We start from the raw sequence: 23,270 nt of genomic DNA on the forward strand, positions 1-23,270 counted from the left end.
GACCCGCAAGTCCCCGGGCCGGAACGGGAGAACGATGAACGACCGGATGATGAAGGCCGTGCTGTACGACCGCTACGGCGGCCCCGAGGTGCTGTACGTGGGCCGCGTGCCGCGCCCCGAGCCGGCCCCCGGCGAGGTGCTGGTGAAGGTGCGCGCGTTCAGCGTCAACGGCGGCGAACTGACCGTCCGTTCGGGCCGTCTGCGGCTCCTGAGCGGCCGGACCTTCCCCCAGCGGGTCGGCCTGGACTTCACCGGCGAGGTCGCCGAACCGGGCGCCGGAGTCACCCGGTTCGCGCCCGGCGACCGGGTGTGGGGAGTCCTGGGCCGCACCTCCGGGTTCGGCAGCGCCGCCGAGTACGTGAGCGTGCCCGCCACCCGGGTCGGGCGGCTCCCCGACGGCATCGACCCGGTGGACGCCGCCGCCCTGCCGGTGGCCACCGCGGCCATCACCGCCCTGCGGGACAAGGCCGGGCTGCGCCCCGGCGAACGGCTCCTCGTCCGGGGTGCGGCGGGCGGTGTCGGCAACGCCGCCGTCCAGCTCGGACGGGCCTACGGCGCCGAGGTCACGGCCCTCGCCCGCGCCACCGGCCTCGACTTCGTCCGCGGGCTCGGCGCGCACCGGGCGATCGACCACCGGACGGTGCGGGCCGCGGACCTGGACCGCTTCGACGTGGTCCTGGACACGGCGGGGACCGACCTGCGGGCCTACCGGCGCCGACTGGCGCCCGGCGGGCGCATGGTCACCCTCGCCTTCGACCCGAAACGGCCCGCCGCGTCCTTCGGCTACCTCGCGGCCAGCACCGTCCACGGACGCGGCCGGGTGCGCTTCTTCAGCGGCAACCCCGGGCAGGCGGACTTCGACGACCTCGCCCGCCACGTGGTCGAGGGCAAGCTGCGCCCCGCGGTGGACACGGTCTTCCCCCTGGAGGAGACGGCGGCGGCCCACCGGGCGCTGGAGGCGGGCGGGGTCCGGGGCAAGTACGTGGTCCGGGTCGGCTAGGACTTCCGGGCTGCCGGGTTGCCGGGCTGCCGGGCTGCCGGGCTTCCGGGCTTCCGGGCTTCCGGGCTTCCGGGCTGCCGGGCTTCCGGGCTGCCGCGATGAGAAAGCCGTGAGATCAGCGGGGGCCGTTCGTGGGCCCCATACGGCCTCTGACCAGGGGAAACGGTGGTTCTGGCGGGCGCCGGCGGCGGGCCCGCTCAGAGGCGACTCAGAGCTTGCGGTGCGATCGTGGACCGCCCGGGCGGGGCCGTGCCGCCCCCGGGAGTCAAGGAGGTTCCCCGATGGCCACTGCCACCGCACCGAAGTCCCGGCAGGCGCCGGCCGGCCCGCGTCACCGGGCGGCCGAGCGCCCGCCGCTCGCGCTGCCGCCGGGCGCCGCGCTCGGCCTGATCGCCGCCGGCGCGCTCGGCGTGCTCGGGCTGTGGTGGGCGGACACCTCCTCGGTGGCCGGCGCGGCCGGCTGGCTGACCGGCGCCGGGCGGATCACCGGACTGCTCGCCGGGTACGCCGCACCGGTGCTGCTCCTGCTGATGGCCCGGCTGCCGGCCGTGGAGCGCGGGGTCGGCGCCGACCGGCTGGCCCGCTGGCACGCATACGGCGGCCGCTGGCTGGTCGGCCTGGTCACCGTGCACCTGCTGACCGTGGTCTGGGGGTACGCGCTCACCGACGGGCGCGGGCCGCTCGACGAGGGCGTGGAGATCGTCTTCCACTACCCCGACATGCTCAAGGCCGCCTTCGGCACCCTGCTGATGCTCGGCACCGGAGCGGTCTCCGCCCGGGCGGCCCGCCGCCGGCTCTCCTACGAGACCTGGTACCACCTGCACCTGGCCACCTACCTCGCGGTGGCGCTGGCCTTCGCCCACCAGCTGACCACCGGCGCCGACCTCGGCGGCGGACCCGGCCGGGCCGCCTGGTACGCGCTCTACTTCGGGACGGCGGCGCTGCTCGGCTGGTTCCGGCTGCTGCGGCCCTGGCTGCTCGACCGGCGGCACGGGCTGCGGGTCGCCGAGATCCGGCCGGAGGGACCGGGCGTGGTGTCGCTGTTCCTGTCCGGTCGGCGGCTCGACGAACTCCGCGCCGAGCCCGGCCAGTTCTTCCGCCTCCAGTTCCAGGCCCCCGGACTGCGCTGGGCCGCCAACCCGTACTCGCTGTCCGCGCCGGCCCGCCCGGACTTCCTCCGGTTCACCGTCAAGGACCTCGGCGGCCACAGCGCCGCCGTCGCCCGGCTGCGCCCGGGCACCCCGGTCCGGGCCGAGGGGCCGTATGGCGCGTTCACCGGGCGCCGGCAGCGCCGGCGCCGGGTACTGCTGCTCGGGGTGGGCGTCGGGATCACCCCGCTGCGGGCCCTGTTCGAGACCCTGCCGGGCGAGGTCATCCTGGTCCAGCGGGCCCGGCGCGCCGAGGACGTGCTGTTCCGGGCGGAGCTGACGGAGATCGCCCGGCGGCGCGGCGCGACGGTGCACGAGCTGCTCGGCCCCCGCGAGCAGGTCTGCGACCTCGGGGCGGCGCTGGCCCGCCTGGTGCCGGGGCTCGCGGAGCACGAGGTGTACCTGTGCGGGCCCGAGGCCGTCACCGCGGAGGCCGTACGGGCGCTGCGGGCCGCCGGGGTGCGGCCGGGGCGGATCCACCACGAGTCCTTCGCCTTCTGAGCCCGACCACACGAGGAGCCGTCCATGCGCCGAGCCGTCGTCACCAGTGCCGCCACCGCCGCCGGGGTGGTGCTGCTGCTCTCCCTCAAACCGCACCAGGCGACCGGGAACGCACCCGTGATCAGCTCGGGGGCGGGTAGCTCGTCCGGGGCCGGGGCCGATTCCGGGTCCGGGTCCGGGTCCGGCTCGTCCTCGGGCAGCGGGACCGGGTCCGCGTCCCCCGCGCCCGCGCCCGCGCCCGCGTCCGCGGCGGGCGGCGCCACCCGGAAGGTCAGCGGCGACACGATCAACACCCGGTACGGCCCGGTCCAGGTGCAGGTCACCCTCGCCGGGAGCCGGATCACCGGCGTCGACGTGGTCAAGTACCCCACCGAGGACCGCCGGGACCGCGAGATCAACGCCGACGCCCTCCCCACCCTCAACCAGGAGGCGATCTCCGCGCAGAACGCCCAGATCGACGCCGTCAGCGGCGCGACCTACACCAGCGACGGCTACATCCGCTCGCTGCAGAGCGCCCTCGACCGGGCGAAGGGCTGACGCCCGGTGCTGCGGCACGCCGAGCCCGTGATGGGCACCGTGTTCTCGATCGCCGTCCGCGACCCCGGCCCCGGCACCCCCGAGGCGCTGGGGCAGGTCGCCGACCGGCTGCACCGGATCGACGCGGTGTTCTCCCCGTACCGGCCGGAGAGCGACATCAGTCGGCTCGACCGGGGCGACCTGGCCCTCGCCGACTGCGATCCCGAGGTCCGCACGGTCCTGGACGCCTGCCGCGAGGTCGCGGCCGAGACCGACGGCTACTTCACCGAGCGCCCCGGCGGCCGGCTCGACCCCAGCGGCTGGGTCAAGGGCTGGGCCGTCGAGGAGGCCGCCCGGCTGCTGCGCGCCGCCGGGGCCCGGCAGTTCTGCGTCAACGGCGGCGGCGACGTGCAGACCTGCGGCGGGCCCTGGCGGATCGGCGTCGCCCACCCCGGGCGGCCGGGCGCACTCGCCGCCGTCCTGGGCGGCGGCGACCTCGCGATCGCCACCTCCGGCACCGCCGAACGCGGCACCCACGTCCTGGACCCGCACACCGGCCGGCCGGCGGAGGGCCTCGCCTCGCTCACCCTGGTGGGCGCCCCCGGCACCGGCATCGCCCGCACCGACGCCTGGGCCACCGCCGCCTTCGCGATGGGCCCGGACCGGGCCCTCGCCTGGGCGGCCCGCCGGCCCGGGGTGGAGGCGCTAGCCGTCCTGCCGGACGGCACCAAGCGCTGGACCCCCGGCCTGCCCGGCCACCTGCCGCCGGCCGGTCCCGCCGACTGGCAGCTCGCCACGGCGCGCTGACGCCCGCGACCGGCGCCGCGCGGCCGGGACCACGCGCGGGCGGGCCTGCGTGCGCGCGAGTACCCCACGCGCGGGCCTGTCCTCACGCGCGGGCGAGTCCTTACGACGCGCGGGCGGCACCGGCAACCTCCGGGCCATTCGGACGATTTCACCCCATCAGGTGAACACGACGATCATGCCCCCGCTCACACCCGCCCGGTCGTCGATAGTGGGGGAACCACCGGGCGCCGAGGCGCCCCGTTCCCCGACGCACCACGTCCCAGGAGCCGTTCATGCTGACCGAGGCCGCCCAGCGGGTCGAACTGGTCTTCACCCTCTTCGACGCCAACCGCAACGGAGTGATCGAGGCCGAGGACTTCGCGCTGATGTCGGCCCGCGTGGTCGAGGCCGCCACCGACTCCGGCGAGCCCGCGAAGCAGGCCATCCGGGCCGCCTTCCGACGCTACTGGGCCACCCTGGAGCGCGAGTTGGACGTCGACGGCGACGGCGTGGTCAGCCGCGACGAGTTCCGCGCCTTCGTCCTGGCGCCCGAGCGCTTCGGCCCGACCGCCGCCGAGTTCGCCCAGGCGCTGTCCGCACTCGGCAACCCGGACGGCGACGGGTACGTCGAGCGGCCGCTGTTCGTCGCGCTGATGACCGCGATCGGCTTCGGACCCGCCAACATCGACGCCCTGTTCGACGCCTTCGGCCCCACCCCCGACGACCGGATCACCGTCGCCACCTGGGCCGACGGGATCCGCGACTTCTACGCCCCGGACAAGGCCGGCATCCCCGGCGACCTGCTGGTCGGCACCCCGATCGCCTGAACCCTCGACCCTGCCCCGAGGAGGCACCTTGGCACCCGTCGTCGCACGCGCCGTCGGCCGGGGAACGGGCGCGGAACTCGCGACCGTCTTCGAGCAGACCCCGCACCGGATCGCCCAACTCCACGACACCGCAGTGGAGATCACCCGCTCCCCCCGGACGTACCACTCCTCCGTCCCGCTGCGCGAGGAGGCCGCGGACACCGAGCGGCACGCCGACGCCTGCCACGTCACCGCCTACGCCACCGCAGACACCGCCGACACCGCCGCCGGCGCCCTGCCCGGGGCGGTCGCGTGAACGCCGCGCCGCCGACCGGCCGTACCGCCCTGGTCGTCGTCGACCTGCAGAACGACTTCTGCGCCGGGCCCGTCGCCGCCGCCCGCTACCCCGGCGACCCGACCCGGCTCGCCACCGTCGCCGCCAACACCGCCCGGGCCGTCGAGGCGGCCCGCGCCCACGGCACCGAGGTGGTCTTCGTCCGCTTCCTCGGCGACCCCGCCCACCAGGGCGCGAGCTGGCGCCACCGGGACGCCGCGCTCGGCAAACGGCCCAAGTGCCTCGACGGCAGCTGGGGCGCCGAGTTCCACGCCGTGACGCCGAGGGCGGACGAGGCCGTGTTCACCAAGCACGCCTGCTTCGACGCCTTCCTCAGCGCGGGCTTCGAACGGCACCTCGTCGACGGCGGCGTCCACCACCTCGCAATGACGGGCGTGTTCGCCGACGTGTGCGTCGACACCACCGCGCGCACCGCCTTCCAGAAGGGCTTCCACATCACCGTCCTCGCCGACTGCACGGCAGCGCTGCACCTGCCCGACGAGGCCGTCCTCGGCTTCATGCAGCGGGTGTACGGCGCCCGCGTCACCACCCGCGACCGGCTCGACGTCTGGACCAACCCTCCCGAGACCCCCGCCCCCCGACCACAGGAGCGCACATGAGTGTCGGCGCGACCGAGACCCTCGACCCGACCGGAACCCCCGGCACCCCCGGCACCGACGGCCACGCCGTCGCCGAAGGCGTGGCCCTCACCGCCGTCCTGGTCGCCGCCGCCCGGGCGATCGAGACCCACCGCCCCGACGCCCTCGCCCGGGACCCGTACGCGGAGCACTTCGTCCGCGCCGTCCCCGCCGCCGCCGACTGGCCGCTCCACCCCCAGGACGTCCCGGCCGGGGAGGCCGACCCGCTGTGGGGCCGGCTCGGCTGCTACTTCGCCCTGCGCACCCGGGCGTTGGACGACCAGCTGCTGCGCGCCGTCCAACTCGGCGCCCGCCAGGTCGTGCTGCTCGGCGCCGGACTGGACGCCCGGGCGTACCGGCTCGACTGGCCGTCCGACTGCGCCCTCTACGAGATCGACCGGCCCGAGGTACTGGCCTTCAAACAGGGCGTCCTGGACGGCATCGAAGCCCGTCCGACCACCCCCCACCGGGTCACCGTCGGCACCGACCTGCGCACCGACTGGGCCCAGGTGCTCACCGACGCCGGCTTCCGCCCCGACCGGCCCACCGCCTGGCTCGCCGAAGGCCTGCTGCTCTACCTGCCCGGCACCGCCGAACGCGAGCTCTTCGCCACCGTCGCCCGGCTCAGCGCCCCCGGCTCCACCCTCGCCTACGAGGCCAAGCTCGGCATCGAGTCCGCGGCCGTCCGCACCAACCCCGTCTACACCGCCACCCGCGACCGGACCGGCATCGACCTGCTCGCCCTCTTCGACGCCGAACCCCGCCCCGACACCCCCGCCGACCTGCGCGCGCACGGCTGGTCCACCACCGACCACACCCCCTTCGAGTTCACCCGCCACTACGGCCGCGGGCCGCTCCCCGAACCGGACGACACCCTCGCCGCCAACCGCTGGGTCTTCGCCGTCCGGCCCTGACACACTCCTGACGCACGCCCGGTACACACGTTCCGTCAACGGTTCAAAATCCCGGCATCTTCTCCGCGTACCGTCGATCCGGGGCCCGATCAAGGGCCCGGGTACGGAGGAGGGACGCATCATGCACACCGTTGCCACGCACACCACCACCCACGTCGCCGCGCAGGCCGCCGTGCGGGCCGCCGCTAGGGCCGCCGACGATCTGCTGCGCGACGGCTACGCCCGGGTCACGCTCGACGACGGCGCGGCGCACCTGCTGCACCGGGTGCTCGGCGAGAGCCGGACGTTCTTCGGCCGGCCGACAGAACGCAAGTTCCGCTACTCGACCGGCGACTTCAACTCCGGCTACCGCCCGCTCGGCCGCGAGTTCTCGGTCCGCTCCGACCGCCCCGACCTCAACGACTGCTTCACCCTCTGGCACGACCGCCTCGACCTGATCCCCCACGCGGCCGAACTCCCCGACCTCACCGACGCCCTGCTCGCCTGGCGCCGCCACCTCGCCGCACTGGTCACCCACACCGTCGGCGAGCTCGCCACCCGACTCGGCGGGCACCGGCCCCCCGCCTTCGAAGCCGCCTCCTACCTCCAGCTCAACCACTACACGGCCACCGGCTCCGACCGCGACCTGCTCCAGGACCGCCACGAGGACGGCCACCTGGTCACCGTCATCCACGCCACCGCCCCCGGCCTCGAACTCTTCCTCAACGGCACCCCCCGCCCGGTGGACACCGCCCCCGACGAGGTCATCCTGATGCCCGGCTCGGTCCTCACCGACCTCACCGCCGGCCGCGTCCCCGCCCTCTACCACCAGGTCCGCAACCTGCGCCTGCCCGAGCGCACCGCACTGATGTACTTCGTCAACCCCGAACTCACCGAGCCCGTGTACGCCTGGACGGCGGAGCCGGGGGCGCAGCGGGGAGCCGAGCGGGTCGACCTGCGGGAGAAGATCCGCACCAACCCCGGCATGTTCGGCCTCCCCGAGGTCCCGGCACTCTGATCCCCCGCCGGCCGTCGTCAGAAGTCCGACGGGACGGACCACCGCCCCGAGCGCGCGAAGCGGCCGCAGCCGTCGTGCTCGAACCGCACCGTCCCGTCGAACTCCGACTCACCGTTCGCGCACGCCCCGTAGTCCAGCCCCAGGGTGCCGGCCAACGGGAACCAGTGACGGCAGAAGCCGCACTGCTGGCGGTACCACTCGTCCGGGTACTCATCGTCGTCCGAAGCTCCACGGTGACGCCGAGTGATCCACCGGCCGTGGACCGCGTCCAGCTCCTCCGGGTTCTCCGCCGCATGCGTCGCCGTGCCCGCCTCCTCGCCACCCCCGGTCATCGCCCGAGGGCGAACGACCCGTGCGCATTCCACAGTTCGCACCGCCGGTCGCTCCCGGCCACTCGCCCGACGTACATCGGGTCGGACACGTCCGCCTCCGCCGCCTCGACCACCTCGGCCACCCGCGCGGACACCTCCCCCGGGTCGCCCGGCCAGATCAACGGCCCGAGCCTTGGATCGCCGAACTCGGACTCCAGGAGGGCCGATCCCTCCACCGGGATCGCCGAGAGGGCGTAGAGGACGTGGTCGAGGTCGTCCGGGTCGAAGCGGGTCGCGAGCGTGCGGAAGTACCACCAGTTCCCGCGTTCGGTCTCCACCCGGGCGACCCCTGCCCGGGGACCGTCGTACCAGTCGAAGATCATGACGGCTCGAAAGAGTGGCATCGCGTCGTCGTCAGTCGTCATCGGTCTCTTCCGTCCGGCACCCAGGTGGCCTGGAACAGTGTTCCGGACGGGCGATCGGACGTCACCAGGATTCCCCGGCCCGGCGGGAGGGGCCGGGGCGTGACGCTGCCGAGCAGGTAGCCCTCCCGGCCGTCACCGGACAGCAGCACGCCCTGCCCCCCGTAGCCGCACACGGCCCCGAGGAACGGGTCGGCGGTGCGGGCCTGGCCGGCGCCCACGGAGTGGTCGGCGACGATCACGCGGAGGCCGAGCTCCCCGGCCCGCGGCAGGAATGCGGCCAGGGAGGGCAACGGGTTGTCCTCGTTCGCGGCGACCACGTCCAGGTCGTCCACGACGAGGACGATGTCCTTGTGCCCCCGTGACCCGGGTGTCCGGCTGGTGACCGCGATGCGCAGGATCCGGGCCAGGGTGGCCAGGCTCGACATGTCCCCCGCGTAGTGGACGAGGTACTCGGGCGGCACCTCGTCCCGCAGCGAGGCCTCGAAGTCCACCACCAGGAAGCCCACTTCGTCCGGGGTGAAGCGCTCGGTGAGCCGCTTGACCAGCAGGCGGAGCAGCGCCGTCTTCCCGGACCCGGTGTCGCCGAAGACGGCGAACAGCGGGCCGGCCTGGAAGTCGACGGACACCGGGGCCTGTCGGACGTCGTCGAGCCCGATCACCACGCCCTGCGAGGTACTGCCGTGGGAGGACCGGTCGGGGGCCGCGATCATGGACGCGTCCACCCAGCCGGGGGCCACGATGACCGCCTCGACCCCACCGGGGCTGCGAAGTTCGGGATCGTCCGTTCGGATCATCTCGTACAGCCGCGTCACCAACGGGCTCGGCTCGACGGCCAACTCCTGTTGCAGCGCGCGCTGGAGCTGCCCGTAGGCGACGAGTGCCACGGTCCGCCGACCGGACCGGTAGTGGGCGAGCATCAGCAGCGCGCACAGGCGCTCGCGGAACGGGTGCTCGCGGACGAGCCGTTCGAGTGCGTTCGCGAGCTCCGAGTGCCGTCCGAGCGCCAGGCCGGTGGCGTACATCTCCTCGGTGGCCGCCATCCGCCGCTCGGTCAGCCGGGTGCGCTCGCCGGAGGCGTACGGCCCGGGGACGCCGTCCAGCGCCGGGCCGTCCCAGAGGTCGAGCGCGGACCGCAGCAGGGTGTACGCCTCGGACACGTCCCCTGTCTCCTGCGAGTGCCGGGCCTCGGCCAGGCGCTGCTCGAACACGGCCAGGTCCACCGATTCCGGCTCGACGTTCAGCCGGTAGCCGTCGGCGACCGTCTGGAGGACCTCGGCCTCGTCGCCGGGGTCGGTACGGTCGCCGAGGACGGATCGCAACCGCCGCACCTGGGCCCGCAGGTCCACGTCCGGTCGGCGCGACGACGGATCGTCCCACACCGCATCGATCAGCGCGGCGGTGGACACCCGCTCCGGAGCGTGCAGCAGGAGCGTGGCCAGGAGTGCCCGGTCCTGCGGGTTGCCGATGGACAGTTGCGCGTCGCCCAACCGGACACGCAACGGGCCGAGCAAGGAGTAGCGCAGGCGAGCGCCAGCGGGTGCGCCCAGTTCCACAGCGCGTCGGTGGAGTTCGTCTAGGCGGGCCCGTTCCTGTTCCGCCGACGGCCCGGGCACGTCGGCCAGGGGAGGGTCCCGCCAGAGGGTGAGCGCCTCCACGGCGTGCTGTCGGGCGGTTGCCGGATCGCGTCCCGCCCAGGCCGCCTCGGCGTGCCGCAGGGATCGTTCGAAGAGCTCGGCGTCGATCTGTTCGGGACGGACGTTCAGCACCCAGGTGTGTCCGTCCGACAACTCCTCCAGCACCCTGCGCCGGGCCGCAGGAGGATTCAGCGCGGCTTGCAACTCCCGCACGTGGAGCCGCATCCGGTCGAGTTCGCGCTCGGACCCCGCCGACCGCTCCCCCACCGCCTCGATCAGCACCTCGGCCCGGACCGGGCGACCGCGGTACTTCAACAGGGCGGCGAGCACTGCCCGCTGAACCGGATGGCCGAGTTCGATCGACTCCCTCCCCCGCCATACCCGGACGGCTCCGAGCAGTGCGAACCTCAGCGGCTGTGCCACCAGACGTTCGGCGGGTCGAAGGGTCCCTGCGGATTCGATCCGCAGGGCGGCTTCGAGGGCGGACGGCTGTCGGCGCGGGTCCGTGTCCAACAGTTCACGTGCGAGCCGCTGCAGGGCTTCGGGGCCTCCGGCCTCCTGGAGCAGGCCGCCGAGGGCCCGGAGGTCGCTGGTCAGGTACGCCGATCCGGTCCCGCTGAAGTCGATCCCGAAGTCACAGAGGGCCGGGCTGCCGTCAGGGCGGACGAGGATGTTGGAGGTGTCGATGTTGCCGTGCCCGATCCCCTTGCCGTGGAGGTAGGCGAGTGCCTCGGCCACACCGTGGACCACCACCGCGATCTCGTCCGTGGACGCCGAGCCCCCGTTGATGACGTGTTCCAGATCCGGGCCGTCGATGAATTCGAGGACCAGGTAGAGGCGTTCACCGTCGACGCCCGCGCGGTGGCAGGCGACGATGCCCGGGTGGTCGAGCTCGGTGAGCTTTCCGGCCTGTCGTAGGAACGAGTCCTCGTCCATGGCGGACGGCAGGCGGCTCCGGTGGAAGATCTTCACCGCGACCGTCGTACCGTTCTGCTCGTCCCGGGCCCGCCAGACCTCGCTCTGCCGTCCTCGGGCGATCCGCTCGGTGAGGCGGTAGCGCTGGGCGAGCAACGGTGCTTCGGCCTCGCGTCGTTGGTCGCCGCGCCAGCGGCCCTCGAACTCCCAGATGTGGATGTGGGTGTCCCGGTCGCCGATCGAGGCGAGCACGCAGCGGGTGTCATCGCCGCTGATCCCGACGATCGTCCGCGCCCGGCCGGGGTCGACCACGGCGGCGGCGAAGAACTCGGCGGTCGACGGGTCCTCGGGCTGCCAGCGGTGGAGGCGTCCGGTGGGGTCGACGCCGATCAGGCACGAGGGCTCGTCCGGTCGGGGCAGGGTGCTCATCGCCCAGGAACGCTGGCCGCCGCGGAGGTCGGGCAGGTCCAGGGCTACGGAGCCGTCACCCGGATCCCACAATGTCATCCGGCCTTGGATGTCCGATGTCCAGAGATACTCGGTCCTATCTGCGTGAATGAAAGATGCCATAGCCGTCGGCGCGACCCTGGCGCTTTCTTGACCCGCCACGAAGGATCCGTCACGGCCATCCCAGTAGCGCAATGCACCAGCAGAGTCCACAGTGCAGAGCACGGAGGGATAGCCGCCCACTTCAGCCATGGCAACAATCTCTACGGCCGAAACCGGAAGGGAATGAGGAGGCCTCGCCTCGAGACCGGTCGTGGGGTCGATGTAGCGGATCAGGCCGTCTACACCGTAGACAGCAACGCAGTTGGGGCCAGCAGAATCTGTGTTTCTCACCGTCGCGATCGCCAGGGCCGGGCTGGGCAGGCGGAAGCTGCGGACGGTGGAGTAGGAGTCCCCCGCCCCCTCCGGCCCGACCAGCACGGCCAGTTTCTCGTCCAGGTGCCAGGTCGCCAGTTCGTCCGGGCGGCGGGGCATCCGGTCGAGGAGGTGCTGGAACTCCTGGGCGTACTCGATCCGCCGGTAGGCGTCGCCGAGGCGGTGGCGGATCTCCTCGCGGAGTTCGTCCTCGGTGAGGAAGGCCAGGACGATGGTCGTCGCGGACTGCAGGAAGGGCTTTCCCTCGCGGGAGTTGGTCGTGACGATCACCCGGCCCCCCTCGGAGTCGAGGAGCCGGGCGAGTTCGCGCGGGTACAGGTCGTCCGACCACAGGTCGTCCACGATGACCAGCCAGTTCGGGTGGGCGTCGAGCCGCTCGTCGAGGCGGTCGGCGCTCTCCGCGCCCAGGGCGGCCCGCAACCGCTCGAAGCCGGTGGCCATCGTGTCGGCGGTCTGCCCGTTGATCCAGTGGATGAAGGGGTACTGCCCGCCGTGCAACCGGACGTACTCCTGGAGGAGGCGGCGCCTCCCCATGCCCTGGGCCGCCTCGATCGCGATCAGCCGGGTCCTCGTGCCCCCTCGTTCGCAGGCCTGGACGAGCCGGTCGAGTTCCTCCTGCCGTCCGATCATCCGCGGCGGGTCCGGCGGGCTGGTGACCGGTGGGGGCGGGGTCAGCAGCTCCCGCCGGAACGTCCGGTCGCCGACGGCGCTGCTCAAGTGCCGGGCGATCGTGACGTGTTGGCCGCCGGCCCCGGCCAGGACCCGTGCCGCGACCTCGGCGAACGGGCGGCTGCGCTCCGGGAGCCGGTGCCGCGAGTCCTTGGTCGCGGCGGCGAGGGCGCGGAAGTCGAGGGTGCCGCCGAAGGTCGCGGCGACCCGGCCGGAGACCTTGGCGAGGACGTGCTCCAGCACCCGGACCGACTCGGTGCGGGTCAGCTCCCCCAGCAGTTCCTCCCGGACGCCGTCGACGAAGTCGTACACCACCTCGTCCGGGTCGGCGGCCTTCTCCCGCACCTCGATCAGCCCGGACAGGAACAGTTCGGCGAGTTCCCGCTGCCCGGACTCCGGCACGGTCGACCGCTGGACCAGCCGCATCACGGGCAGGCTGAGCGGCGCCGCCGCCAGGTGGCAGGCGAGCCGGTGGGCGTTCGGGGAGCTGCCGGCCCGGAAGGCGGCGACCCGGTCGGCGGGCGGGCGCGCGGCCGTGTCCCTGGTGCGCGGGCGCGGCGGGCGCGGGATCCCGCTGAGCGGTGCGGCCAGCATGGGCGTCCAGCCGGTGGTGCGGCCGGCGGTGAGGTCGGCCCAGGGGGCGATCCAGTCGGCGTCGATCTCCAGGACCGGCAGCCAGCCGACCGAGGCGCGGGCCGACGCGCCGGCCCGGCCGCGCGGGATGCCGGGCAGGGTGCTCTCGGTGCGCAGCCGCGGGACGGGCCGGCCGTGGGTGGCGGCGCGGGCCTCGACGGGGGCGGGGCGCAGGGCCGTCCGGTGCCAGAGCCGGCGGGGCAGCACCTGGAGGGCGGCGGCCGGTCCGGCGGCTGCGGCGCGGGCCAGGAAGGGCACCAACTCCCTGCCGTACCAGGCCGGTCCGACGCCGTCGGTGAGGACGAACAGGATCCGGCGCCCGTGCGGGTCGGCGAGCGGGCGGGACCAGTTCGGGTCGGGGGCGGCGGGGGGCGGGGCGGCGGTGCGGCGGCGGCGGAAGGGGGTGAGGTGCGGGGTGCCCCGGTCGGTGTCGAGGGACCAGGTGCGGACCTCCTCGAAGGCGCCGTGGCGTTCGAGCAGGGTGGCGAGTTCACCGGCGAGGTCGTGCCAGACGGCCATGGTGGCGCCGGTGTCGACCAGCAGGTCGACGGAGTAGCGGGGCTCGGTCCGCTGCCAGACCGGCAGCAGCACGCCGGCCTCGGCGGTGGCCTCCGCCGTCGCCTCCTCGTCGAGGTGGGAGGGCCTGCGGCCGCCGGGGCGCTGGGTGAGCGGTCGGCGCAGCGGCCGCAGGGCGCGGGCGATGGCGAGGGCGCCGGGCAGGGCGGGGGGCCGGGTGACCTGGACGACCTCGGCGCCGCGGGCGGGGCCGCCGGGGTGGTCGGGGTCGGCGGGGGCGTGGCGGGGGTGGAGTTCGACCTTGGGGCCGGGCCGCGGGGTGGTGGGGGCGGGCGGTCGGGGCCGGTCGGGGTCGGGGTCGGCGGGGCGGCGGGGGTCCTGGCGGGGGTCGGCGGACGGCTGGTGCGGGTTCGGGTGCGGGGTGGCCGGGGGTGCGGGGTGGCCGCCCGGCGACTCCGGGTCCGCATCGGCATCGGCGTCGGTGGCGGTGGCGGTGAGCGGGCCGAGGCCGGCCAGTTGGGAGATCCACAGCACGTCGGCCAGGTCCTGGGGCTGCGACGCGCCGTCCTCGGGTGCGACGAGGGCGGCCAGCGCCTGCCGCAGCACGGCGTGCACCGCCGGCTCGCCGTCCGCGTCGGACCCGCCGAAACCGTCCGCACCGTGACCGCCCGTACCGAACCCGTCCACCGGCCGCCGCCTCAGCTCTCGTTGAGCGGGCGCAGCAGGACGTCCTGGATGACGTCGCGCCCCGGTCCGCTGCCCCACAGGCCGCGTTCGGCCATCAGCAGGGCGTTGAGCAGCTGGTCGTTGGCCAGGTCGGCGCCGTCCTCGCGCTGGCGGCGCAGGAACTCGGTGATGAGCTCGGCGCGTTGGGTACCGTCCGGGCTGCCGTCCGCGCCGAGGTGGGCGGCGACCATGGCGGCCAGCCGTTCCTCGGTGGGCGGTTGGATCTCCAGCCGGACGCAGCGGCGCAGCAGGGCGGAGGGGAACTCCCGCTCGCCGTTGCTGGTGAGGACGACCAGCGGGAAGTGGGCGCAGCGCACGTGGCCGCCGCGGACGACGGCGCGCCGGCCGGGGTCGGCGACGGCGACCTCCTGCGGGCCCGGGCCGAGGCGCTGGAGTTCGGGGATCTCGAACTCGCCCTCCTCGAAGACGTTGAGGAGGTCGTTGGGCAGGTCGATGTCGCTCTTGTCGATCTCGTCGATGAGGACGACGCGGGGGGTGCGCCAGGGCAGCAGGGCGGTGCCGAGCGGGCCGAGGCGCAGGAACCGGCCGATGGCGGGCGGCCTGCGGTGCGGGCCGTCCTGCGGCGCGTGCAGGCCGGCCTCGTGGAGCCGGCCGATGGCGTCGTAGGTGTAGAGGCCGTCGCGCAGGGTGGAGCGGCTGCTGATCGGCCAGCGCAGCACCGGGCCGAGGCCCAGCTCGTGGGCGACGGCGTAGGCGAGGGTGGACTTGCCGACGCCGGGCTTGCCGGTGATCAGCAGCGGGCGGCGCAGGTGGAGGGCCAGGTTGACGAGGTGGACCTCGCGTTCGTCGGCCTGGTAGGCGGTGGCCTGCTGGACGCGGCCGAGGCGGCGGGCCGTCAGGCCGGCGGCCTCCTGGACGGGGGGCGGCGGGAGTTCCTCGTCGCCGTCGAGCCAGTCGCCGAAGGAGCGCCAGGCCGGGGCGGGCGGGAGCGCGGCGATACCGCCGTGGGGCACGCCGGTGCCCCGGTAGATCCACCAGTTCTCGGGCATCGTTACCGCCTCGTCCTCGTTCTCGTTCTCATCGTTTCCCACTCCTCGGCCCTGTGTGCGGTCGTTTCCCGCGCCGTCGGTTCCCGCTTCACCGCCGGCCATCCGCCTCGCATCGTCCGGCCCACACCCTCCGCCTCACACCCTCCGCCTCACACCATCCCCGGGAACCCGGCGTCCTGGTCCGGGTCCATGCAGTTCGGGTCGTCCCAGAAGAGGGCGACGCCGTCCTGGGCGGGTGCCTCCCGGGTGACCTTGCGGTGCCGGTGGACGGCTTCCGGCAGGTGGGCGAGGGAGCGCGGGCGGTCGCGGAGCAGGGCGTCGACCACCTCGGTCGGGGCGCCGGGGGTGCGGCGCCACAGCATGGCCGGGACGCCGTCGATCTCCACGGCGTCGAGCACGGCCGCGCGCACCCGGGGGTCGAGTTCGTCGTAGGGGGTGTCGAGGGCGAGGCAGGCCACGGTGGGGCGGCCGTCGAGCCAGCCGGGCAGGTCGGCGACCCGTTCGGGGTGCAGGGGCGGCCAGTCGATCCGGTCGGCGGCGTCGCGGTCGAGGGTGTCGGCGAACAGGTGCTCCCACCGGTCGTACCAGGCCTCGGTCTGCAGCCACGGGTTGATGTAGCGGTCCAGGTAGCGGACCACCACCGGGTGCAGCAGTCCGATCCGGCGTCCGTCCAGGGTCGGGGACCACAGTTCGGCGCTGTGGCCGAGCAGTTCCCTGGGCAGCAGGAACTCGATCCGGACGGGGCTGCGCCGGTTCCGGCCGAGTTCGGCGAGCAGGGTCTGCCAGCCGGCCAGTCGGGCGCTGCCCTCGGCGACCAGGTCCTCCAGGGCGAGCGAGTCGGTGGCGACGAGGTCGTGGAGGCGGGCGATCGGGCCGCCGGCCAGCGGTTGCCGGTAGCAGGACGCCCGGAGGTGGTAGCGGCCGGCCTCGATGTGCTCCGGGGTCTCGGGTTCCAGCCGGATCTGCACGATCAGGCGGACGGCCGTCTCCTCCCGGGGCGCGGGGCGGGCGACCGGGAGGCTGCACAGCAGGGCGCCCAGGTCGCCGAGCCGGGGGTGCCGGAGCAGCAGGTCGCGGTCCCGGGCGAGGCCGTCCAGGAAGGCCAGGGCGTAGCCGGCGTCGGGGCCGCCGAAGTGGTCCAGCAGGCGGGTGAGGACCTCGGGCAGGGTGGTCCGCTCGTCGATCCGGTGGCGGCCGGGCGCGTTCGGGGGTACGTGGAGGAGCAGTTGGTGCGGGCCGGGGGCCGGGTCCAGGGTGCGCAGCAGGGTGATGGCGTGGAGCAGGGCGCGGGCGGGGAGGCCGGTCTCGGCGGTCAGCGCGAGCACGGTCACCTCCAGCCAGGGCAGGGCGCCGCCGTACGGGTCGTGGTCCCTGAGCGCCTCGCCGAGCGAGCCGAGGACGGCCCGGGGGTCGCGGGCGCAGCGGATGCTCCGCAGGATCTCCAGGACGTGTTCGCGCGGGGTGTCGGCCTCCTTGACGTCCAGGTGGAAGAGGCGGGACGCCGGGGAGCGGCCCATCGTCTCCAGCACGCCCTGGCGGAAGTCCCGTCGGGAGATGCCCTGGAAGTCGAACAGGATGTCGGCCAGCAGGGCTTCGGCCTCCTCGAACGGGGCGGCGAGGTGGGGGCCCCGCTCGACGGCGGAGTGGGAGCCCCGCTCGACGGCGGCCTGCGGCGGCCTGCCGCCGTTCGCGCCTGGGTGCATCGGCCTACCAGCTCCCCGGACCGTCCGCGGGGCGGTCCCCGGCGGCCCGGCCGAGCACGTCCCGCAGGTGCGGTAACGCGCCGTCGTGGGGGGCGAGTTCCTCCAGTGCCGTGTACAGCGCGCGGAGTGCCGCCGGGGCGTCGCGGTGGTGGCGGCAGCGGCGCACGATGCGGAACAGGTGGTCGCGGCGGTCGGAGCGTTCCTCGACCTCGAAGGAGTTCGGCAGGCCGAGGTGCTCGCCCATCCGCTCCAGCAGGTCGAACCGGCCGTCGGCGCGCGCGGTGTACGGGAGGGCCATCAGCGCCGTCACCAGGTCGGCGTCGGTGGGCGGCGGTGGGGGCGCGGCTGCGTGAACCTCCGGGCCGAGGAAGGCGACCAGGGCGGCCAGCGGCACGTACCAGCCGCCCAGGTCCTGCTTGTGCGAGCGGGTGCTCTTGAGCACGCCGCGCACCAGCCCGTCCGGCCCGGCCAGCATGCTGCCGCTGAGGCCGGGTTGCACGAAGCCGGTGACGGCGGTGAACTCCCCGGACCGGCCGACGACCCGCAGGGCCACCGTGTCCTCGTTGACCCCCGGTGTCGGGGTGGCCGTGGAGTGCCCGAGGGCGGTCAGCCACGTCCCCGGCTCGGCCTCGGCGCCCGCCAGCGGGGCCACCGGGTGGCCGGGGCCGGCCGCCGGGACGGCGAGCAGCGCGAGGTCGGGGAACGCCTCGAAGGGGCCGGCGCCCAGCTCGGCGGGTTCGGCCCGGACGGCGTCGGGCGGCACGGGGTGCGTGCTCGCCCCGTGCCGCACCACCAGGCCCTCGGCCGGGCCGCGCCGGTCCAGCACCACGTGCGCGCAGGTGACCGCCAGGCCCGGGGCGACCAGGAAGCCGCTGCCCAGGAAGGCGCCCGCGGCCTCGATCCGGACGGCGCAGCGGTGCAGCGCCTCGGCCCGGGCGCCGTCGAGGTGCGGGCCGGTCACTCCGCGGCGGCGGGGGTGGCGGCCGGGGCGGCCCCGGCTCCTTCGGCCTCGGCGAAGCCCACCTCGCCGATCACCTCGCCGATCACCTCGGCCCGTACCGTGGTGCCGTCCCCCAGGTCGATCGTCTCCACCGTCACGTCCCCGGCCACGCCGCTCCCCTCCCGAACGTCCGGGCCGTACGCCCGAACCGCCGTGCCTGCCTGCGGCCTCCCCGACCGCGCGCGCCACCCTACCGCGAGCGCGCGGGCCGTTCGGCCGTCTTCCGCCCGTCCGGAGTTCCCCGCTTCCGGTGGGTGACGGTCACTCACGCCTCCTTCCGGCAGGCGGCCTTGTCGAGTGCCGAGGCCCTTCGGAGCGCGAGGATCCGCGTCTCAGTGGACGCGCTCCCCGGGCCGGGGCCGGCCGCCGGTCGTCACCGTCCGGCCTTGCGCGCCGCGGCGCGAATCGCCTCCGCGTACGGGGCGTCGAGGGCCCTGGTCTCCGGGGTGAGGTCCTGGAAGGGGACCAGGGCGCCGTGGTCGGCGTTCGTCGACTGCATCCACGCCGACCAGGCGTCGTGGACGTCCTCGTCCGTGACCTGCGTCCCCTTCGCCCGGAGCAGTACGGCGTAGCTGCGGAAGAGGTCGTCGGAGTCGGCCGGCGGCGCGGCGGCGGCCGGAAGGCACGAGCGGATGAGGTCGGCGAGCTCGTCGAGGTAGGTCATTCGAGCAGCGTTCCCAGGAGGATCACCAGATACACCGCGGCGAACACCCAGGGGACGAGCCGTTCGGAGATGCCGAGTTCCGCGTACCGCTTGCGTCCGGCCTGGCGCGGGGTCTGCTTGAGGTGGTTCCACTCGTCGGTGAAGACCTTGGCCGGCAGGCCGTTCTCCAGCTCGTTGATGACTTTGAACTTCGCGGCGTTGAGGTCCCGGTAGCTGCGCAGTTGGAGCCACCACGCGGCGGACAGGGTCAGGCCCGCCGCGGTGACGGCGACCACCGACCACCACGCGGCCTCCCGCAGTTGGGGAACACCGAAGCCGACGACGGTGACCAGGGCGGTCTGCACGGAGAGGAAGAAGGCGTTGGCCGCGCCCCGGCGGGCTGACACCCGGTCGGCCATCTCCACCGCGAGCTTGTACAACTCCAGCAGTTCCGGCGGCTGGTGGGGATCGGCGGGGCGGGCGGCCACGGGGTTCACCGCTCACCGCCCGCGGCTTCCGCCGCCCGGTTCTGCCAGGTCGTGACCTGCCGGATGAGGAGGATGACCAGCACCCCGGCCACCAGGAACAGTGCCGTCAGCAGCGCGGACGCGTTGGCGTTGGCCAGCACGTCCGACTCGCTCTCCTCGGAGTTGGCCAGACGCCACTGGACCGGTTTGACGACCTCGGCCAGGATGAAGCAGGCCCACCAGGCCTTGACCAGCGTGTCGGGAGCCGGCCGCCGGGGCGCGCTGGCCCGCCAGATGTCCGTGACGACCTGGTAGGGGTACCAGAGGTTGGCCACGGGGACCGTCCAGGCCCCGACCGCCCACATCCGGGAGCGGCGATGGGCCTCGCGACCCCCCAGTGCCTCCGCGTTGATCCGTGCCCGCCACAGCCAGACCAGGAACGCCACCCCGGCCGCGGCCCAGACGACGAAACTCGCCGCCAGCGACGACACCGTCGTGAGGGTGTCCGAATCGGCGGCCGCGAGGTCCGCGTCCGTGGCCGCCCCGTTGAGGTAGTCGTGGATGAGCAGGTAGTCGCGCCAGTTGGCCACCGAGACCAGCACCTCCCGCAGGACCTCCACCGCGATCAGCACCGCCGCGGCGACGCCCCAACCGGTCACCGGCCTGTGCGTCCTCGCCCCGGTGCCGCCCGCGCGACCGGCGCCGTGTTGCTGTGCGTTGCTCATGGGTTCCCTCCGTTGACGTGCTGTCCTCGACGTGTCCTCGACGTTTCTTCGAGGTGTCCTCGATGCGTTCCCGACGCGTCCTCACCGCGTCCTCGACGTCGCGCCGGGCTCCGCCGCCCGGCGCCGGTTGCGGCCGGGCACTCTCAGGGAGCGGCGAGTGCGAGCAGCCGGTAGAGCAGGACCAGGATCGCGAGCGCCACCATGCCCTTGCCCCAGGTGCCGAGCATGTTGATGTCGCTGCGCACCACGACCATCCGGCCGCGGACACCCACCGCCGCCAGTGCGGTCTTCATCGCGCCGACCGTCCGGCGCGCCGGTGAGGGGTCCCAGGTCACCTCCTTGGCCGCCCTGAGGCGACGCATGATCCAGCGCCCGTGGGGCGCCGGGCCGGACGTGGGCTGGACCGCCGTCACCTGCGGTGTCCAGTCGGGTGCGAAGGTGACGGCAGCCGAGATCCAGGAGGTGTCCGCCGCCACCCCCTCCAGCGGAAGGGGCACCGGCAGCCGGCCGTCCAGGCTGTCGATCGCCTCGCTCACCCGGCCCGGTGTCAGCAGGAGGAGCTTGCGGGCGGGCTGGGTGGCGACGACCTGGTCGATCTCCCAGCGCAGCCCCTCGCCGACACCCACCCGCAGCACGATGAGCTGGGAGAGGTCCATCAGCCGCAGGATCGTCGGCTTCCAGTCGTCCAGTGGGAGGTAGAACCGTGCCGCACCGAGCAGCGGCAGCGGCTCACCGGGTCTGCCCACCGCGATCACCGGGCCGAACGCCGCCAGGGCGGAGGCGAGTTGCTCCTCCCGGGAGTGGATGTTGAGCGCCTGCCCGTCGTCGACCTGGGCCGCGGTGCGGTCGTCGGCGAAGCTGCGGAGGTAGAGGACGGGCCGGCGGCCGTCGGCCCGCAGGGCGCGCACCGCACCCCGGGTCGAACGGGGCCGGCTGTAGCGCAGGACCAGGAAGCCCACGCCGACCGCGGCCAACCCCACCGGGAGCAGCAGGACTTGGACGGCCATCGGTCGGCCGTGTTCGGTCGGATTCGTTCGCTGGGCCATGCTCACGAGGGTCATCCCTCCGATGAACAGGGTGTAGCCGAGGCCGGTCGCGGCCAGGAACAGCGGCCGGCGCCAGGGCGGATGCCGCTCGGCGAACCGGCCGACCGTACGGACGGCTTCCGCGGTCGCCGCCCTGCGTCGGCGGCGGAGCCAGAGCGACGGTCCGGCGAAGGCCAGCGCGCCCGCCGTGAGCCACAGCCCCGCCAGGGTCTCGGAGCGGAGGTCCTGGTCGAGGCCCGCCCGATCCCGTTCGACGTCCGCCGCGAGCGCACCGGCCCGCGCCCGGGCGGAGGCGCCCCGGCCCAGGTCCACGAAGCCGGTGACCGCGGCGACCGTGGCCCGGGCCCGGCCGGCGGGCACGTTCTCCTCGAACCACGCCCTCGCCGCGACGAGTTCGGCGCGGGCGGTCGGGTCACCGGCCGCGAAGCGGTCCACCAGGACGGTGAACGCGGCGACGCGGGCCGGGCCGTCCTGGAGGCGGCTCTCGGCCTGTCGGCTCTCGACCACGGTGATCAGCACGTGCAGCGCGGCATAGGCGGCCACCAGCGCGATCGCCGTGATCACCCGGGAAAGCGTCCGCACACCTGATGACATTCGGCCCCCCTGCTCCGAGCACCCACGGGTGCCCGCGCTGCGTCCCGGGCACACCTGGCGTGTCCGGCCGCCGCGGGCACTCCATGATGTGGCCCAACTCACCAAGAGTTGAAGACATTTGAGCGACATATGAGCCGCGGGGGCCACTCGCCCGACCGGCGGGGCCGGGACCGCCCCATGGTTTGAGCGTTTCTGCGCAGAGCGGGGCGCGGTGGGCCGAGAGTCAGGGGTTGTGTTGCTCAAAACTGCAGTCACGATTGACATGAACCGCCCGGAGCAGCAAGCTGCTCTTTCGAAACTGCTCAAAACCAGTGTTCTTCAAGCATCTTGGATCATCCGATCAAGCACGCACGAAGGCGGTATCTGCGGTGGACAAACGTGTGCTGGCCCTCGTCTCGGCGTGTGCCCTGGGGGCGCTCGCCCTCACCTCCTGCGGCAGTGGCGGCGGGAGCGGCAGTGGTGGGGCGGACGCCGACGGGAAGGTGACGCTCAAGCTGGTGGCCGCCGACTACGGCGACAAGGAGTCCAACAGCTCGAAGAACTACTGGAACGGGGTCGCCACCGCGTTCACCGCGGCCAACCCCGGCATCAAGGTGGACGTCCAGGTGGTGAACTGGAACGACATCGACAAGCAGGTCAAGACGATGATCCAGAGCGGCAACGTGCCGGACGTGCTGCAGACCGGCGGGTACGCCGACAAGGTCGCCGACGACCTGCTGTACAAGGCCGAGGACGTGCTGTCGCCCGACACCCGGGGCGACCTGATCGACAGCTTCGCCCGGGCGGGGCAGGTCAAGGGCGTGCAGTACGGCATCCCGTTCGTGTCCTCGGCGCGGGCACTGTTCTACAACAAGGCGCTGTTCCAGCAGGCCGGAATCGGCCAACCGCCCACCAGTTGGGAGGAGTTGCGCAAGGACGCCGAGCTGGTGAAGGCCAAGGTGCCCGGGGTCACGCCGTACGCGCTGCCGCTGGGGCCGGAGGAGGCCCAGGGCGAGAGCATGATCTGGGAGCTGGGCAACGACGGCGGGCCGACCGGGAAGGACGGCACGTACACCCTGAACAGCCAGGCCGACATCGACACCTTCCGCTGGCTCAGGTCCAACCTGGTCGACCCGGGGCTGACCTACGCCAACCCGGCCACCACCGACCGCAAGACCGCGTTCGCGGACTTCGCGGCCGGGAAGGCCGCCATGCTCAACGGGCACCCGTCACTGATCCAGATGGCGCAGGACGGCAAGGTCGACTACGGGGTCGCCCCCATCCCCGGCAAGAACGGCCCGCTGGCCTCCACCCTCGGCGTGGCGGACTGGATGATGGCGTTCAAGAAGAACGGGCACCGCGACCAGATCCGGAAGTTCCTCGACTTCGCGTACACCAAGGCCAACCAGGTCTCCTTCGACGAGACGTACAACCTGATGCCGGTGACCAAGAGCGCGCTGCAGGAGCTGACCACCGGGGGCAAGCACCAGGACCTCGCGCCGTTCTTCGCCCTGCTGCCGAACGCCGTGTTCTACCCGCTCGGCGACACCACCTGGGACGCGGTCTCGGCCGAGATCAAGAAGTCGGTCGGCAGCGCCGTCGCGGGCGACCCGGCCAAGGTGCTCGGCGACCTCCAGAAGAAGGCCCAGGACGCCGTCGCGAACAAGTGACGTCAGGCGCCCGACAGTTGACGGCCCACCCCGAGCGAGTGCCGGCCGACCCCGAACAAGTGACGGCCGGCACCCGGCGACG

Annotated in this window: 21 protein-coding genes; 10 read left to right on the plus strand and 11 right to left on the minus strand. The window is 74.0% G+C overall.

All coding sequences use genetic code 11. The features are described from left to right. Positions 1-34: 34 nt before the first annotated feature. From ACFXOZ_RS08135 to ACFXOZ_RS08175, 9 genes are all read left to right on the plus strand, one after another. A complete protein-coding gene (locus ACFXOZ_RS08135) occupies positions 35-1,000 on the plus strand; it encodes an NAD(P)-dependent alcohol dehydrogenase (RefSeq protein WP_380588466.1) in 966 nt (321 codons plus the stop codon). Positions 1,001-1,281: 281 nt separating this feature from the next. Continuing rightward, entirely contained in the window at positions 1,282-2,649 is a 1,368-nt protein-coding gene (locus ACFXOZ_RS08140; protein ID WP_380588469.1) for a ferric reductase-like transmembrane domain-containing protein, read from the plus strand. A 24-nt stretch (positions 2,650-2,673) separates the two neighbouring features. After that, positions 2,674-3,186: an FMN-binding protein gene (locus ACFXOZ_RS08145; protein ID WP_380588472.1), complete on the plus strand. Its 513-nt coding sequence runs from the start codon at positions 2,674-2,676 to the stop codon at positions 3,184-3,186. 30 nt (positions 3,187-3,216) lie between these two features. After that, the gene (locus ACFXOZ_RS08150; protein ID WP_380588532.1) at positions 3,217-3,972 is read left to right on the plus strand and encodes an FAD:protein FMN transferase; all 756 of its coding nucleotides are present in this window, start codon (positions 3,217-3,219) and stop codon (positions 3,970-3,972) included. Between the two features lie 272 nt (positions 3,973-4,244). After that, a complete protein-coding gene (locus tag ACFXOZ_RS08155) occupies positions 4,245-4,778 on the plus strand; it encodes an EF-hand domain-containing protein (RefSeq protein ID WP_380588475.1) in 534 nt (177 codons plus the stop codon). A 28-nt stretch (positions 4,779-4,806) separates the two neighbouring features. Beyond that, on the plus strand, positions 4,807-5,073 hold the full coding sequence (locus tag ACFXOZ_RS08160) for a hypothetical protein (protein WP_380588478.1): 267 nt from the start codon (positions 4,807-4,809) through the stop codon (positions 5,071-5,073). Then, entirely contained in the window at positions 5,070-5,711 is a 642-nt protein-coding gene (locus tag ACFXOZ_RS08165) for a cysteine hydrolase family protein (RefSeq protein ID WP_380588482.1), read from the plus strand. Before ACFXOZ_RS08160 ends, ACFXOZ_RS08165 begins: the two co-directional genes overlap by 4 nt. Then, complete coding sequence (locus tag ACFXOZ_RS08170) at positions 5,708-6,643, plus strand: SAM-dependent methyltransferase (RefSeq protein ID WP_380588484.1); 936 nt, start codon at positions 5,708-5,710, stop codon at positions 6,641-6,643. Before ACFXOZ_RS08165 ends, ACFXOZ_RS08170 begins: the two co-directional genes overlap by 4 nt. 121 nt (positions 6,644-6,764) lie before the next feature. Further along, complete coding sequence (locus tag ACFXOZ_RS08175; protein ID WP_380588487.1) at positions 6,765-7,640, plus strand: 2OG-Fe(II) oxygenase family protein; 876 nt, start codon at positions 6,765-6,767, stop codon at positions 7,638-7,640. A 17-nt stretch (positions 7,641-7,657) separates the two neighbouring features. Here the strand turns inward: ACFXOZ_RS08175 and ACFXOZ_RS08180 are convergent, their stop codons facing one another. The 11 genes from ACFXOZ_RS08180 to ACFXOZ_RS08230 all read right to left on the minus strand — a co-directional run bounded on the left by ACFXOZ_RS08180 (position 7,658) and on the right by ACFXOZ_RS08230 (position 21,509). After that, entirely contained in the window at positions 7,658-7,972 is a 315-nt protein-coding gene (locus ACFXOZ_RS08180; RefSeq protein ID WP_380588490.1) for a DUF3027 domain-containing protein, read from the minus strand. Then, entirely contained in the window at positions 7,969-8,376 is a 408-nt protein-coding gene (locus ACFXOZ_RS08185; RefSeq protein WP_380588493.1) for a hypothetical protein, read from the minus strand. Before ACFXOZ_RS08185 ends, ACFXOZ_RS08180 begins: the two co-directional genes overlap by 4 nt. Further along, the gene (locus ACFXOZ_RS08190; RefSeq protein WP_380588496.1) at positions 8,373-14,312 is read right to left on the minus strand and encodes an SAV_2336 N-terminal domain-related protein; all 5,940 of its coding nucleotides are present in this window, start codon (positions 14,310-14,312) and stop codon (positions 8,373-8,375) included. The genes ACFXOZ_RS08185 and ACFXOZ_RS08190 overlap by 4 nt, the downstream gene beginning before the upstream one ends. Positions 14,313-14,323: 11 nt before the next feature. Beyond that, positions 14,324-15,403 (minus strand): AAA family ATPase, encoded by a 1,080-nt coding sequence (locus ACFXOZ_RS08195; protein WP_380588499.1) that lies wholly within the window; start codon positions 15,401-15,403, stop codon positions 14,324-14,326. A gap of 107 nt (positions 15,404-15,510) precedes the next feature. After that, on the minus strand, positions 15,511-17,064 hold the full coding sequence (locus ACFXOZ_RS08200) for a hypothetical protein (protein ID WP_380526544.1): 1,554 nt from the start codon (positions 17,062-17,064) through the stop codon (positions 15,511-15,513). A gap of 4 nt (positions 17,065-17,068) precedes the next feature. After that, a complete protein-coding gene (locus ACFXOZ_RS08205) occupies positions 17,069-18,025 on the minus strand; it encodes a trypsin-like peptidase domain-containing protein (RefSeq protein ID WP_380588501.1) in 957 nt (318 codons plus the stop codon). After that, positions 18,022-18,174: a hypothetical protein gene (locus ACFXOZ_RS08210; protein ID WP_380526540.1), complete on the minus strand. Its 153-nt coding sequence runs from the start codon at positions 18,172-18,174 to the stop codon at positions 18,022-18,024. Before ACFXOZ_RS08210 ends, ACFXOZ_RS08205 begins: the two co-directional genes overlap by 4 nt. A gap of 263 nt (positions 18,175-18,437) precedes the next feature. Continuing rightward, the gene (locus tag ACFXOZ_RS08215) at positions 18,438-18,728 is read right to left on the minus strand and encodes a hypothetical protein (protein WP_375884252.1); all 291 of its coding nucleotides are present in this window, start codon (positions 18,726-18,728) and stop codon (positions 18,438-18,440) included. Beyond that, the gene (locus ACFXOZ_RS08220) at positions 18,725-19,195 is read right to left on the minus strand and encodes a hypothetical protein (RefSeq protein ID WP_375884250.1); all 471 of its coding nucleotides are present in this window, start codon (positions 19,193-19,195) and stop codon (positions 18,725-18,727) included. The genes ACFXOZ_RS08215 and ACFXOZ_RS08220 overlap by 4 nt, the downstream gene beginning before the upstream one ends. A 5-nt stretch (positions 19,196-19,200) precedes the next feature. After that, complete coding sequence (locus ACFXOZ_RS08225) at positions 19,201-19,899, minus strand: DUF4328 domain-containing protein (RefSeq protein WP_380526538.1); 699 nt, start codon at positions 19,897-19,899, stop codon at positions 19,201-19,203. A gap of 143 nt (positions 19,900-20,042) precedes the next feature. After that, positions 20,043-21,509 carry a transferase gene (locus ACFXOZ_RS08230; protein ID WP_380588503.1) on the minus strand — a complete coding sequence of 489 codons (1,467 nt, stop codon included), beginning with the start codon at positions 21,507-21,509 and terminating at the stop codon, positions 20,043-20,045. Positions 21,510-21,907: 398 nt separating this feature from the next. Between ACFXOZ_RS08230 and ACFXOZ_RS08235 the strand changes: the two genes are divergently transcribed. Continuing rightward, positions 21,908-23,188 (plus strand): extracellular solute-binding protein, encoded by a 1,281-nt coding sequence (locus ACFXOZ_RS08235; RefSeq protein ID WP_380588505.1) that lies wholly within the window; start codon positions 21,908-21,910, stop codon positions 23,186-23,188. The last annotated feature ends 82 nt before the right edge of the window (positions 23,189-23,270 follow it).

The sequence above is a fragment of the Kitasatospora sp. NPDC059160 genome, assembly GCF_042755465.1.
Lineage (GTDB): Bacteria > Actinomycetota > Actinomycetes > Streptomycetales > Streptomycetaceae > Kitasatospora.

Excerpts from the sequence above, each read along its gene's own strand:
- ACFXOZ_RS08150 (WP_380588532.1), top strand. The coding sequence starts at position 3,217 with ATGGGCACCGTGTTCTCGATCGCCGTCCGCGACCCCGGCCCCGGCACC.
- ACFXOZ_RS08155 (WP_380588475.1), top strand. The coding sequence starts at position 4,245 with ATGCTGACCGAGGCCGCCCAGCGGGTCGAACTGGTCTTCACCCTCTTC.
- ACFXOZ_RS08185 (WP_380588493.1), bottom strand. The coding sequence starts at position 8,376 with ATGACGACTGACGACGACGCGATGCCACTCTTTCGAGCCGTCATGATC.
- ACFXOZ_RS08225 (WP_380526538.1), bottom strand. The coding sequence starts at position 19,899 with ATGAGCAACGCACAGCAACACGGCGCCGGTCGCGCGGGCGGCACCGGG.
- ACFXOZ_RS08215 (WP_375884252.1), bottom strand. The coding sequence starts at position 18,728 with ATGACCTACCTCGACGAGCTCGCCGACCTCATCCGCTCGTGCCTTCCG.
- ACFXOZ_RS08180 (WP_380588490.1), bottom strand. The coding sequence starts at position 7,972 with ATGACCGGGGGTGGCGAGGAGGCGGGCACGGCGACGCATGCGGCGGAG.
- ACFXOZ_RS08175 (WP_380588487.1), top strand. The coding sequence starts at position 6,765 with ATGCACACCGTTGCCACGCACACCACCACCCACGTCGCCGCGCAGGCC.
- ACFXOZ_RS08135 (WP_380588466.1), top strand. The coding sequence starts at position 35 with ATGAACGACCGGATGATGAAGGCCGTGCTGTACGACCGCTACGGCGGC.
- ACFXOZ_RS08145 (WP_380588472.1), top strand. The coding sequence starts at position 2,674 with ATGCGCCGAGCCGTCGTCACCAGTGCCGCCACCGCCGCCGGGGTGGTG.
- ACFXOZ_RS08170 (WP_380588484.1), top strand. The coding sequence starts at position 5,708 with ATGAGTGTCGGCGCGACCGAGACCCTCGACCCGACCGGAACCCCCGGC.
- ACFXOZ_RS08200 (WP_380526544.1), bottom strand. The coding sequence starts at position 17,064 with ATGCACCCAGGCGCGAACGGCGGCAGGCCGCCGCAGGCCGCCGTCGAG.
- ACFXOZ_RS08140 (WP_380588469.1), top strand. The coding sequence starts at position 1,282 with ATGGCCACTGCCACCGCACCGAAGTCCCGGCAGGCGCCGGCCGGCCCG.